This window comes from Naumannella halotolerans, assembly GCF_004364645.1.
Classification (GTDB): Bacteria; Actinomycetota; Actinomycetes; order Propionibacteriales; family Propionibacteriaceae; genus Naumannella; species Naumannella halotolerans.
In genome coordinates, this window is sequence record NZ_SOAW01000004.1 from 25829 (window position 1) to 38979 (window position 13151).

The 13151-nt window shown below is 65.5% G+C and carries 10 protein-coding genes; 7 read left to right on the forward strand and 3 right to left on the reverse strand.

Annotated elements, in window-relative coordinates:
- Positions 1-79: 79 nt before the first annotated feature.
- Positions 80-634 carry a type II toxin-antitoxin system PemK/MazF family toxin gene (locus tag CLV29_RS15720; RefSeq protein WP_133756064.1) on the forward strand — a complete coding sequence of 185 codons (555 nt, stop codon included), beginning with the start codon at positions 80-82 and terminating at the stop codon, positions 632-634.
- 125 nt (positions 635-759) lie between these two features.
- Here CLV29_RS15720 and CLV29_RS15725 read toward each other — a convergent pair whose 3' ends face one another.
- Positions 760-1530, reverse strand: coding sequence for an alpha/beta fold hydrolase (locus CLV29_RS15725; protein ID WP_166649321.1), 771 nt, complete (start codon positions 1528-1530; stop codon positions 760-762).
- Positions 1531-1684: 154 nt separating this feature from the next.
- On the opposite strand from CLV29_RS15725, the gene CLV29_RS15730 reads away from it, so the two are divergent.
- From CLV29_RS15730 to CLV29_RS15745, 4 genes are all read left to right on the forward strand, one after another.
- On the forward strand, positions 1685-2995 hold the full coding sequence (locus CLV29_RS15730) for a DNA polymerase IV (protein WP_133756066.1): 1311 nt from the start codon (positions 1685-1687) through the stop codon (positions 2993-2995).
- A gap of 100 nt (positions 2996-3095) precedes the next feature.
- Positions 3096-4274, forward strand: a complete 1179-nt coding sequence (locus CLV29_RS15735; protein ID WP_133756067.1) for an acyl-CoA dehydrogenase family protein — start codon at positions 3096-3098, stop codon at positions 4272-4274.
- A 2-nt stretch (positions 4275-4276) separates the two neighbouring features.
- Positions 4277-5377, forward strand: a complete 1101-nt coding sequence (locus tag CLV29_RS15740; RefSeq protein WP_133756068.1) for an acyl-CoA dehydrogenase family protein — start codon at positions 4277-4279, stop codon at positions 5375-5377.
- A 187-nt stretch (positions 5378-5564) separates the two neighbouring features.
- Positions 5565-7505 (forward strand): BCCT family transporter, encoded by a 1941-nt coding sequence (locus CLV29_RS15745; protein WP_133756069.1) that lies wholly within the window; start codon positions 5565-5567, stop codon positions 7503-7505.
- A 209-nt stretch (positions 7506-7714) separates the two neighbouring features.
- On the opposite strand, the gene CLV29_RS15750 is transcribed toward CLV29_RS15745, so the two are convergent.
- Positions 7715-8503 carry a hypothetical protein gene (locus CLV29_RS15750; RefSeq protein ID WP_133756070.1) on the reverse strand — a complete coding sequence of 263 codons (789 nt, stop codon included), beginning with the start codon at positions 8501-8503 and terminating at the stop codon, positions 7715-7717.
- Complete coding sequence (locus CLV29_RS15755) at positions 8500-9696, reverse strand: glycerate kinase (protein ID WP_133756071.1); 1197 nt, start codon at positions 9694-9696, stop codon at positions 8500-8502. The genes CLV29_RS15750 and CLV29_RS15755 overlap by 4 nt, the downstream gene beginning before the upstream one ends.
- Before the next feature lie 845 nt (positions 9697-10541).
- Here CLV29_RS15755 and CLV29_RS17270 point away from each other — a divergent pair.
- The gene (locus tag CLV29_RS17270) at positions 10542-11306 is read left to right on the forward strand and encodes a matrixin family metalloprotease (RefSeq protein WP_424991539.1); all 765 of its coding nucleotides are present in this window, start codon (positions 10542-10544) and stop codon (positions 11304-11306) included.
- 901 nt (positions 11307-12207) lie between these two features.
- A complete protein-coding gene (locus CLV29_RS15765; RefSeq protein WP_166649323.1) occupies positions 12208-13077 on the forward strand; it encodes an exonuclease domain-containing protein in 870 nt (289 codons plus the stop codon).
- Positions 13078-13151 lie beyond the last annotated feature (74 nt).

A 13151-nucleotide genomic window follows, 5' to 3' on the forward strand; every position in this document is an offset into this window, starting at 1 on the left:
CCCCGCCGAGTTCCCCGAGTTTCCCCGACGAGCCGTCGCCGGCCGGGCTCGGGAACTCGGCATGATCTACCCTCGGGCCATGGCCGATTCGCTGCGCACCCAGCTCACCCGGGCCGCCAGCGGCCTGGCCCGGCGACTCACCCGCGACCTGATCCACAGCCGCGCGGCCAAGTCGAGCGCGAAACCGAAGCCGCCACGACGTCGACCTCGGCAGGGGCCGGGGCAGGATCGGCCGACCGACTACCCCGGTGACTTCGTCGGCGTCCCCGACTTCGCCTACAACCCCGAGCTCGACGGCGAGGCCGACCCCGGCGAGATCGTCTGGACCTGGGTCCCCTACGAGGAGGATCACCACCAGGGCAAGGACCGGCCGGTGCTGCTGATCGGCCACGACGGGCCGTGGCTGCTCGCGCTGCAACTGACCAGCAAGGACCACGACCGCGACACCGACACCCGCACCGGTCGTCACTGGGTCGACATCGGCTCCGGTGACTGGGATGCCGAGCGTCGCCCGTCGGAGGTACGGGTGAACCGGATCATCCGCGTGGATCCGAACGCGGTACGCCGCGAGGGCGCGATCCTCGACCGCGCACGCTTCGAGCAGGTGAGCCGCGCAGTGCTGGAACACCGGTGACGACGGGCTGGCTCTGGCCCACGCGGACTGACCCCCGGTCACCCCGGGCCCCGGGGAACCCTGCCGACTCCGAATCCCTCAGGATTCCAGGAGCTTGTGACTCAGGGCTGCGACAACCCCGGGGATCAGGACTTCAGGAACTTCACCGCCGCCGCGGCCAGCTTCTCCGGTGACTGCAGGGGCAGCCCATGTGTCCCCCGTTCGATCTCGACCAGCCCCGAGTTGGGGATCAGGTTCGACAGTTCCCTCGCCCCCGGGCCGGTGACCACCGGATCCCAGGTACCGCGAACGACCAGGGTCGGCGCGTTGACCGAGTGCGCAGCGTCCTCGACGCCGGTGCGCAGCGCCTTCTTCCAGGTCTGCCACATCAGCCTCGGCGTCGACCGCAGATAGTCGAACGTGGCCTGCCGGATCACCTGGGTCGGTTCCATCAGTGCATCGGAGGCCAGCCGCAGCGCGGCCTGCCACGCACGCGGCGCCGCCGGGTCGGGCGGGCAGGAGACCACGACGGCCTTGCGTACCCGTTCGGGGTACCGGGCGGCCAGCCGGACCACGATCTGCCCGCCGAGTGAATGCCCGAGCAGGTTGACCCGGTCGACCCCGATCTGGTCCAGCCAGGCGATGATCCCGTCCACCATTTCCGGCACACCGTAGGCACGCGGCGGTGTCTGGCTGTGCCCGCATCCCGGCAGATCGATCGCCAGGATGTGGAAGTCCTCGGTCAACCGGGGTGCCAACTCGGCGAAGGCAGCGCTCGACATCCCCAGCCCGTGGATCAGCAGCAACGGTTCCTGCTCGGGGCGAGGGTCGCGCTCCTCGCGGTAGGAGATCCGCAATCCGCCGACTGTCGCGGTCTTGCGCACCACCACCCGGCGCAGCTTCGAATCATCAGTCATCGAGACCCACATGGTGCCAGTTTCGGGCCGTCGCCCGCGCCTCGACGATCGGCGCCAGCCAACCCCGGTCCGTTGGTCTCGGCATGGACGGCGAGGCGGACAAACGCCTGGACGCGATCGGCGGCAACACGGAAACGGGTGCCACTATGGAGGCGTGCGTGCCGAGGCCAGTGTGCTGCATCTCGATCTGGATGCCTTCTTCGCCTCGGTCGAGCAGCGGGACAAGCCCTCGTTGCGGGGCAAACCTGTCGTGGTCGGTGGGCTCGGCCGCCGGGGAGTGGTCTCCACCGCCTCCTACGAGGCCCGGGTGTTCGGTGTGCATTCGGCGATGCCGATGCACGAGGCGCGAAGGCTCGCCCCGAATGCGGCCTTCCTGTCGGGCCGGTACGCCAAGTACCGCGAGACCAGCGCGGTGGTGATGGGCATCCTCCGGTCGATTTCGCCCCTGGTCGAACCGCTCTCCCTCGACGAGGCGTTCGTCGACCTCGCGGCAGCAGCCGATCCACCGGCCTTCGACGCAGAATCCCTGACCGAGTTCGGCGCCGAGCTGAAGTCGGCGGTCGCGAAGGCCACCGGCGGCATCTCCGCCTCGCTGGGCATCGGCACCTCGAAGTTCATCGCCAAACTGGCCACCGAACTCGGCAAACCCGACGGTTGCCGCATCGTCGCCCCCGGCACCGAGGTGGAGACGATCGCACCGTTGAACGTGGGGGTGATTCCCGGCGTCGGGCCGGTCACCCGGGACAAGCTGGCGCGCCTGGGGGTACGTACCGTCGCCGATCTGCAACAGCTCTCCCCCGCCGAACTCAACCGCGAACTCGGCCAGGCCCATGGCACCGGGCTGCATGCCCTGGCCTTCGCCCGCGACGAACGGGCGGTCGAACCGGACCGGGAGTCGAAGTCGATCTCGGTCGAGGACACCTTCGAGGACGACATCAGTGACCGTGCCGAGTTGCGGGCGATCACCGAACGACATGCCCGGCTGGTGGCGAATCGGGTACGGGAGGCCCGGCTCTTCGCGCGGACGATCTCGATCAAGATCCGCCGCCCCGACTTCTCCACCGTCACCCGATCGCGGACCCTGCACGGTGCCACCGACCGGGCCGAGGTGATCGCCGCCCAGGCCCATGCACTGCTGGCCGCGCTCGACCTGGGTGGCGGGGTACGCCTGCTCGGGGTGGGAGTGAGCGGTTTCGCCGGGTCGGCACAGGAGGAGCTCTTCGAACTGGCCGACGCATCGGCCGTCGGCGAGACCGACACCCAGACCACCAGTTGGGAGGAGACGCCCCGGCGACGGGTACCGACGCTCCAACCGGGTGCCGATGTCCGGCACACCCACTACGGGCAGGGGTGGGTCTGGGGCACCGGACTGGGCCGGGTGACGGTCCGCTTCGAGACCGTCGACACCGTCGGCCCGATCAAGACCTTCGCCATCGACGACCCCGAACTCGAACTGCTCGACTGATGCGGCCGGTGCGCCGCGCCCGGTAGGAGTCCCGAAGACCTGCACAGGGCGTTTACTGAGCGTTCGCAAAGGGGTTAGTCTTGGGCCCAGGAGGCCAACGATGCATCGCAAACTCAGTGCCGAGGACGCTGCCTTCCAGCAGCGCATGCGGGACTTCTTCACCCATCAGGTTCCCGAGGAACTTCGCCAGGGACCCAGCCGCCGGGAGCTGTCCCCGGAGGATCAACGCACCGCCCAGCGGTTGCTGAACTCCCACGGACTGGCCGTACCGGCCTGGCCACTCGAGTGGGGCGGACAGGACTGGTCCACCCTGCAGCACCACATCTTCCGCGAGGAGATGCAGCTGGCCGGGTTCCCGATGCCACTGGCCTTCAACGTGAACATGGTCGGGCCTGTGATCGCGACCTTCGGTTCCGAGGAACAGAAACAGCGATTCCTGCCGGCCACCGCGAACCTCGACATCTGGTGGTGCCAGGGGTTCTCCGAGCCCGACGCGGGCTCGGACCTGGCCTCGCTGCGCACCTCCGCGGTCCGCGACGGCGATGAGTACGTGATCAACGGCCAGAAGACCTGGACCACCCTGGGCCAGTACGCCGACTGGATCTTCGTCCTGGTACGCACCGACCCCGAGGCCCCGAAGAAGCAACAGGGCATCTCCTTCGTGCTGGTCGACATGCAGGACCCCGGCGTGACGGTCCGGCCGATCAAACTGATCGACGGCGGGCACGAGGTGAACGAGGTCTTCTTCGACAACGTCCGGATCCCCGCCGACCAGTTGGTCGGGGAGGAGAACAAGGGCTGGAACTACGCCAAGTTCCTGCTCGGCAACGAACGCGTCGGAGTCGCCCCGGTCGGATCGATCAAGCGGATCCTGGCCAAGGCCAAGACCTTCGCGAAGTCGGTCGCCACCGACCAGGGAACCCTGCTCGACGATCCGCTGCTGCGTACCCGGATCGCCGACCTCGAGTCGGAGGTGCTGGCACTCGAACTGACCGTGCTGCGGGTTGCCGGTTCGTCGAAGGAAGGCAAACCCGACCCGGCATCCTCGATCCTGAAACTGCGCGGATCCCAACTGCAGCAAGACATCCTCGAGTTGATCACCGATATCGCGGGTCCGGCGGGATTGCGCTGGAGCCACCCGGATGACAGCGAGGTACCCGACTGGGCCGAGGTCGCCAACCCGACCTACCTCAACTACCGCAAGGCGTCGATCTACGGTGGGTCGAACGAGGTCCAGCGACAGATCATCTCCACCGGCATTCTCGGACTGAAGGGCTGATCATGGACTTCACCATCGATTCCGATCTGCGCGCACTGCAGAGCGCGGCAAAGCAGCTCGCCTCCCGCCACCCGCGGGCGGCCACCGGTGGCGAGATCGCTGTCGGGCCCGGTGTGCACGACCCCGCGACCTGGCAGGCACTGAGCGAACTCGGGGCGCTGGCCCTGCCGTTCGACGAGGAAGCCGGCGGACTGGGAGCCGGCGTCGTCGAGGTGTCCCTGGTCGCCGCCGAACTCGGCCGGGCCAATCTGTTGACCGCCTACGCCGATGCCCTGGTCGCCGCCACCGTCCTCGCCGGCGCCCTGGAGGATGCCGAGCTCGGCGAGGAGCTCGCCGAGCTCCTGGAGCAGATCTTCGCCGGTGAGCTGCTGGTCGTACCGGCTCTCACCGAGCCCGGCCGGGCATGGAGCCTGGCCGCGACGGTAAAGGCCGAGCAGTCCGGGGACGGCTGGACCCTCAGCGGTGTGAAGGAACCGGTCCCCTATGCCGATGCCGCGCAGAAGCTGCTCGTCTCCGCCGACACCGCCGACGGCCCCGCCCTGTTCCTGGTCGATGCCGAGCAGCTCGGCACCGGCGGCCGCGTCGAATTGAACGGTACGCCGGGCAGATTGCTGGCGATCGGCGAGCAGGCGAGCAGCCTGCTGCAGCGTGGCATCAACATCGGCACCGCTGCCCTGGCCGGTGAGGCACTGGGCGCGATGGAACAGGCATTGGACCTGACCGTGGAGTACCTGAAGTCGCGCAAGCAGTTCGGCGTACCGCTGATGACCTTCCAGACCCTGTCGCAGCGGGCAGCCGATATGTACGTCTCGGTCGAGCTGGCCCGCAGCGCGGCGCTCTTCGCGGCGATGGTCGCCGGTGAGGATCCTGACGACACCGCGTCGATCTCTCGGGTGAAGGCAGTGATCGGTCGCACCGGCAGGCATGTCGGGCAGGAGGCGATCCAGCTGCACGGCGGCATCGGCGTCACCGCCGAGTACGCGGTGGGCCACCTGACGGCGCGACTGACCGACATCGGCCACACCTTCGGCGACCGTCGACAGCATCTGGCGTCACTCGCAGCCGACATCGATGGCTACGAGCACGTAACAATCCTCAGTTGAGGCGACACATCACCCTTCGTCGCTGAGTCAATCGTCGTACGGCTCAGCGGTTGTTGTGCGGATCTGTCCGTCGATGTGGGATCACGGCCCACGAGGACAGCAGCGCACACCGTCGCTACAGTCGGAAGGTCCCACCTGGCGTCCCGCCCGGTGGGCTACCGCTGCCCCCGAAGGATGGTGATGCGCCATGTCCGCGCCGACAGAACCCGCCGGCCCTCCGACACCGGAAGACGATCTACGCGAAGTGCTGCTCAGTGCTCGCACCACCGAGCAGGTACGTTCGACTGCCTTGGGCCGGGGCAAGCCCCGTATGGACTGGGTGGTTTTCGGTGTGGCGGCGATCGCCTCGGTGCTGTTCGTCATCTGGGGCATCGTCGGCCAGGACTCGCTGTCGAGCGCCTCCAGCGCAGCCCAGGGCTGGGTGATCACCAACCTCGGCTGGTTCTACGTCCTGGCCGCATCGGTGTTCGTGATCTTCGTGCTCTGGCTGGCGGTGAGCAAGTACGGCGGTGTGCGGCTCGGCGCCGATGACGAGAAGCCGGAGTTCAGGACGGTCTCCTGGATCGCCATGATGTTCTCGGCCGGTATGGGTATCGGCCTGATGTTCTTCGGCGCTGCCGAGCCGCTCAGCTTCTTCACCACCCAGATCCCCCCGGGGACCGAGGGGGGCACGGAGGCCGAGGCCATCCGTACCGCGATGGCGACCTCCTTGTTCCACTGGGGTCTGCATCCATGGGCGATCTATGCCGTGGTTGCCATCGCGATCGCCTACGGCGCCTTCCGCAAGGGCCGCCGACAGTTGATCAGTGCGGCCTTCTGGCCACTGTTCGGGCGCAAGTCCGAAGGCTGGTTCGGCAAGGTGATCGACTGCTTGGCGATCTTCGCCACCTTGTTCGGCTCCGCCGCTTCGCTGGGTCTGGGCGCGCTGCAGATCGGCGCCGGTATTCAGTTCCTCGGCTGGGTGGAGAATCCCGGCGTGATCCTCCTGGTGGGCACCATCGTGGTCCTCACCATCGCCTTCATCGCCTCGGCCGTCTCCGGTATCGCCAAGGGCATCCAGTGGCTGGCCAACATCAACATGGTGCTGGCGCTGGCGCTGGCGATCTTCGTCTTCGTCGCCGGCCCGACCCTGTTGATCCTGAACCTGCTGCCGACCACGCTCGGCGAGTACCTGGACCAGATCATCTACATGTCCAGCCGAACCGGCGCCGATGGGGGTGACGCCGCCGAATGGCTGTCGGGCTGGACCATCTTCTACTGGGCGTGGTGGATCTCCTGGACCCCGTTCGTCGGTCTGTTCATCGCCCGGATCTCCCGTGGCCGGACCATTCGCCAGGTCGTCACCGGCCTGCTGATCGTGCCGACCCTGGTGTCGCTGGTCTGGTTCTCAGTCTTCGGCGGTACGGCGATCGACCTGGAACGTTCCGGCTCCAGCCTGCTGATGGACGGGGAGGTGCAGTCCGACTTCGTGCTCTTCCAGCTGCTGGAGAACTACCCGCTCGCCTCGGTGACCACCGTCCTGGTGATGATCTTGGTGGCGATCTTTTTCGTCTCCGGCGCTGATGCCGCCTCGGTCGTCATGGGCGGTCTGTCCGAACGCGGCGCCGAGGAACCGCGGCGGTTGACCGTGGTCTTCTGGGGCGCGGTCACCGGCGCCGTGGCAGCGATCATGCTGTCCATCTCGCCCGGTGGTGATGCCCTGTCCGGTCTGCAGAACCTGACCATCCTGGTCTCCCTGCCCTTCGTCGTGGTGATGCTGCTGCTCTGCGTCGCGTTGGTGAAGGACCTGGCGAACGACCCGTGGATCGCGCGGCGACGGGTCGCCGACCGGTTGACCGAGGATGCAGTGGTCACCGGTGTCACCGAGCACGGGCCGAGCTTCGCCGTCAGCCTGGACAAGGCTGAATCGGTGGTCGACCACGACGATCTGACCAAGTCGTTCGTCGTCGATGAGTACCACCACCGCCTCGAGAACGGGGAGGAGCTGCCCGACGACGAGCCGACCGAGAACACTGATCCCACTGATCGACCTTCGGGCCGCAGCGGTACGGGCCCGGTCGGTGAGCATGTGGCGCCCGGAGACCCGGTCCCGGGCCCGGAGGATCCGGATCCGAAACGGGAGGCATGATCGGTTTGCCGATCTGACCTGACAGCAGGGCGTCGCCGATTGGCGGCGCCCTTGCTGTGTCCCGGGATCAGTGGCCGTCCACCACTCTTCGGTCATCAGCTCGCCCGAGACCCCTGTGGTTGATCAGACGCGGTCCGAGTCAGAACGAGTCCCCCAGTAAGAACGAGTGCCCGAGTCAGAATGAGGCCCCGATCAGAACAAGACCCCAGTCAGGACGAGGCCCGGTGGTCGATCAGGATCAGCAGCCGATCACTCCCGGAGGGTCGGTCACGCTGTCCGATCAGTGCCTGCTCACCCTCGAACCGCAGCCCCACCTCCCGGCTGCGCCCGGTCATCGGGTCGACCACGCGTGCACGATCCGCGGGCTCCGTCGGGGCGAGCTCGGCCGGCAGGCTCACACCGCGTCCATCCGTGGGTGCGAGTGATCCGTACCAGGCATCACCGCGGCGGGCGGACGGATCCGGTGTCTGTGGCGGATCTCCCTGCCAGGTCGGCGATTGCCCGGTCGGCGCCAGGGATCGCGCATTCGCGATCAGCGTGAGGTACTCCGATCCGGGCGGGCGTGGTGGCAGGTCGCGGCAGGTGGTGAAGGTGTAGACCGGCGCATCGGCGTGGTCGTCCAGACGGAGGATCGCGTTGTACTTGCCCCGCCAGTCGGCCGCGCCGCCGGGAATCAGCATCCGGATCCACTCACCTGGTTGCAGACCCAGCAGCGACGGGTCCGGCGGCAGTTCACCGACGAAGTTCTCGCTGCCGAACAGTGCGGCGAAGGTCGTACCGGTCATCGGGTACAACCGTGCCGGGTGGAGCACACCGGTCGGGATGAGCGTGAGGAAGGCGACACCACCGTGCCAGCGACGCGAGTTGCCGGCGAATTGCACACCATGATCAATGGTGGTCCACTGCGGCTGCCTGGCGGTCGACTCCGCCAGATGCCTGCCCAGGCGCTCGGGATCGAGATTGGATCCATAGGCCAGGTAGTACAGCTCCGTGGTCATGCGGGCGATTCTGTCGTCTCGGTCGGGGGTGATCGGCGGGCGCCGCTGAGGAACACCGCCGTCACGGATTGTGCGACGCGCCGCAGTTGATCATGGGTCTCTGTTCGCAACTCGGACAGGGTACGCGGACCCGGCGCGATCGAGAACGCGATGAGTCCGCGATCGGCGAGCTGCGCAGCGTCCAGTGCGACTTCGCCGGCGAGCACCACCACCGGGGTCGTGGCGGGTGTGAGCCTGCGGATCGTGTCGATCACCTTGCCGTTCAACGACTGCTCGTCCAATCGGCCCTCGCCGGTGACCACCAGGTCCGCAGCGGCGAGGGTTGGGCGCAGGTCGAGGACGTCGGCCACGAGCTCGGCGCCGGGCAGCAGTTCGGCGCCGAGGACGCCGTGCAGTACCAGCGGCATTCCGCCGGCGGCACCCATTCCCGGCTTGTCGATGACCGATTCGGGGTCGTCGAGCAGGGTCCGGGCGAACCTGTCCAGGGCGTCGTCCAACTGGCGTACCTGATCTTCGTCGGCCCCTTTCTGCGGACCGAAGACGGCCGCCGCCCCACGGGGACCGAGCAGCGGGTTGGTGACATCACAGGCGACTCGCCAGCTGATCCGGTGCAGACGTTGATCAAGGCCGGTGAGATCGATCCGGTCCAGCTGGGCGAGCGCACCCCCACCGTCGGGCAATTCCTCACCGTCGGCGTCGAGCAACCTTGCGCCGAGTCCGGCCAACAGTCCGGCCCCTGCGTCGGTGGTGGCCGATCCGCCGATGCAGAGCAGGATCTCACTCACCCCTCGGTCGAGCACGGCTTCGACCAGCGCCGCGACCCCGCGGGTGCCGGCCCGCATCGGTTCGAACTCGGCATCGTCGATCAGCGGCAGGCCGTTGGATTCAGCCGCTTCGATCACGCCCAGCCGCCCGTCGGGTGAGATGCCGAATCGTGCGCTGACCGGGCGGCCGAGCGCATCCACGGTGGGTACCGATCGGGCCTCCTCGCCCCAGGCCGAGAGCAGTGCCTGCAGAGTTCCCTCACCCCCGTCGGCAAAGGGCACCACCGTGATCTCGACCGGTCGCCCGGCGTTGTCGCAGGCTGCGCGTACCCCGGCCTCGATGCCTGCCGCCACCTCGGCTGCGGTGGCGCTTCCCTTGAAGGAATCCGGCACTGCGACCACTCGCAACGGATCCACGGTGTCGGCCATGGGAGCATTCTGCCGTCCGGCGACCGAGCATCGGGGCGACGGGGTACGCGAAAACCCCTGACACTCGGTATCAGGGGTTCTGTTGCGCGCTCGGAGGGATTCGAACCCCCAACCTTCTGATCCGTAGGTCGAGGCGACGCATCCACGACAGTCCGCTGACGGCCTTGGACGCACGGTCTTCGGCAGCGCCAACCGGGCGCCGTCGCACGAAACTCGTGTGCGTTGCTGTCACTGCTGCTGTCACCGGCTCAGCACCACCTGGGACACTGTTCGGCCGACCTAGGAGCCGTTTGACCCCAGCATCTCCTGTTGATTTGTGTCGGTGATTGTGCCCGCGTGGCGTGGCTCCCAATTGGCGCTGTACATGCATGCGGTGGCCGCCACTGGACCAGGACCGACGGGTATCCAGTAGCGCGGTGGAGAGCACGAGTCGCGAGCATTGCCCTCCACTACCACTGGGCCACCCAGCCCCGGGAACTGCCGATTCACGCTTGGGTTCTTGACAAGACTCCTGCCACGAAAGACTCTTGTCACCGATGCCCCCCAAGGATCGGATCCTAATGAAGTCACCAAGTCTAATCTGTTTGAGCATCGCACTGGTAGCAGCAGGAACGGTAACGACCGTGGGACCTGCTCCGGTAGCCGCAGCTGATGCAGAGTGCCCTGAGTTTTCGAGAGCTTCCTCCATGGCGGCCGTCAATCTTGCTGGAACTCAAGACTGCGACCTGACTGGAATTATTCTCGATTTTGACAATGGAACTTCGATATCCATACCGGAGGCGGGCTCTATGGTCACCCTGTCCGGCACCAGCGCAGACGAAAGCCCCGGAATTGAAATATCTGTAATGCACGACCAAGACGGTGTCGCAGTACTGCGTGATTCAAATATCAGCGAAAGCAATTCCAGCAAGACCGCAGCAGCGCTTCGGAAAGCTCACCGGCAATCCACAGCCGGACAGTCTTCACGGCGTGAACCTCAGGAGACAAAGTCCGCGTCCCGACGCTGCTCCACAGACGCGCCATATGTAGCCCGCACATTCTACTCGTCGAAGCGTTACGCATGGGGGTACAATTCCACAGGCCAACCAAAATCGTCGGCAAGGACGGACATCGTAGATGCGGGCCGCAGAGTCGGGTCAGGGACCAGCAATTCGTGCGGCAGCGACAATTCAGGCTTGGTAATCACGAGCGCCGGGAACACGTCCGACCGCCCAGGAATTTCCGCATCCGGAAAATGTACGTCGTTTGACGGGAAAAGCGTGGTTGGATTTGGGGACGTGGATGGCTCATACCTCGCTTGGGCCTGCACAAAGGTTACGACTACCAGCCAACGGTTGACCCAATCCGACATCCTCTTTGACAATAGTAGCCGCGCGTGGCATATCGGCTCCGGATCATGCAGCAGCGGGCATGACCTCAAGGCTGTCGCAATGCACGAGTTCGGTCACGCTGTCGGGTTGAGCCACACGGACGAATGGGACCCGGACGACTACTATGACCAAGTTATGTACTCCAAAATCGCCCGTTGCAGCTCAACCACTCTGAGCAAGCAACGCGACCTTGGCCGCGGTGACCAGAACGGCCTGTTCTCTCTCTACGGACCAGCGTGAATAAGACGCCTGACTGGATCAAACTAGACCCCGAGTCGCGAGTCCGAGTAATCAGGTGGGCCCTAGTCGTTGGCGGGGTCTTGGCCCTGCTTGTAATAGTCCTCGGCGTGCTGAGTATGGGATTGGGAATTGCGGAGAGTTGCTCTGCCGGGACGAGAGACTCTGGCTGCACCAGGACCTACCACTGGGATTGGCCGTTCTAGGCAGCCGGTTTCTCACACATGTGATCGGTGTGGAACGCGATAACGATAAATTGATCATTGGCTACTCGTAGGCATATAACCTAAGCCGCCATGCGGATCGGGATCATCGAATCTTTGACCGATGTTCAATAGCAGGCTCCCTGATCACCCGTCCTCAGCTCGCGGAACTTCTTGGCACCGGGCCCAGCCGACGATCGATCCGGGCTTCCAGGTAGCAAGGCGTCGAACGGTCGGCTTGACCCCTGAGACTAAGCGTCATGGCGCGGATGACGGGAAAGGATGTATTCCCAACTTGGGAAGGCGATCCGAGATGATCTGAGGCGTGCGGCCTCGGTGTTCCCGGGGGTTGGTTGTTGCGCAGCTGGGTGCCTGTGGGCCGATTCCGTACACGTCGTCGTACATACGATTCGACCGCGTGCCGGCTCCTCAGAGCAGCCACCGGTACAGACCGGATTGCGAAAGACCAGGTCGCGTTCTCCCTGCGACGGCAACGCCAGCAGACCTTCGGTGTCAGTCGTCGGTGATAAGAAGCTGGCATGGAACGACGCAATGAGCGACACTCCCTCTGCTACCGGTGCCACCAGGAAGTTGCCCCTAACGAAGGGTGGTTGCGCAAGTCCGTGACGCGATGGCTGGTCGTATGCGACTCGTGCAGCCACCCACCTGAGGGAACACACTCCGGCTGGCACACCGAACCCATGGTTGCGCTCGATCTGGAAACGACCGGGCGTGATGTTGCCGCTGATCGAGTAGTCAGTGCATGTGTGGTCCTCGAAGACGGAAACACTAAGTCATGGCTGGTCAATCCCGGTTGCAGTATTCCTGCTGAGGCGACAGGGATTCACGGCATCACGACCGCGATGGCCCAAGCTGATGGAGTCACCACCGAGGTCTTCCTTAACGAGATTCGCGCCCTTCTTGAAGTCTGGATCACTGAGCGATGGGCAGTCGCGATCATGAACGCTCGATTCGACCTGAGCGTTCTGTATTACGAGTTCGACCGGATGTCGGTCCCGCAACCCGACTGGAGCGGCGTCTGTGTCGCGGACCCGCTCATTCTCGATTGGCACATGGACAAGATGCGGGCTGAGCCTAGACAGCTCCCTGATCTGTGTTCCCGGCATGGCGTCGAGCTGGGGCAACACCACGATGCCACCGCTGATGCGCAGGCGGCTCTAGCTGTCGCAAGATCGATCGCTCGAAAGCACGTTCCAACTGCCCAACAACCAACTGGATATCTGACGTCTACACAACGGCGGTGGCGCCGCGAGTACTTCGAATGGGCAGCGAGAAAGCGTCGGATATCGTACGAGCCGGAGGCCGAAGGGTGGCCGATTACTGCGATCCTCGAGCATGCACCAATCGCCAAGAAGAGAGACGGGCAACGAGTGCCGGCAACACCACATCGGAAGTGGTCTGAAGAAGAAGCCAAGCTGATCGGCTCTGAGTACCAGAACGGTGCCAGCATCGAGGATCTCGCCAGACGCCACGGTCGATCCGAGCGAGCTATCGACGCCCGCCTCCGGAAGATCGGACTTCGCAGCTGGACTGCCGCGGTGGTTGATTAGATAGCACGCGTGAAAGAGGCATCAGGCTTGGAGCAGTCCTAATTGCTCCACGCTCGAGGCGGGACGCGGGGACA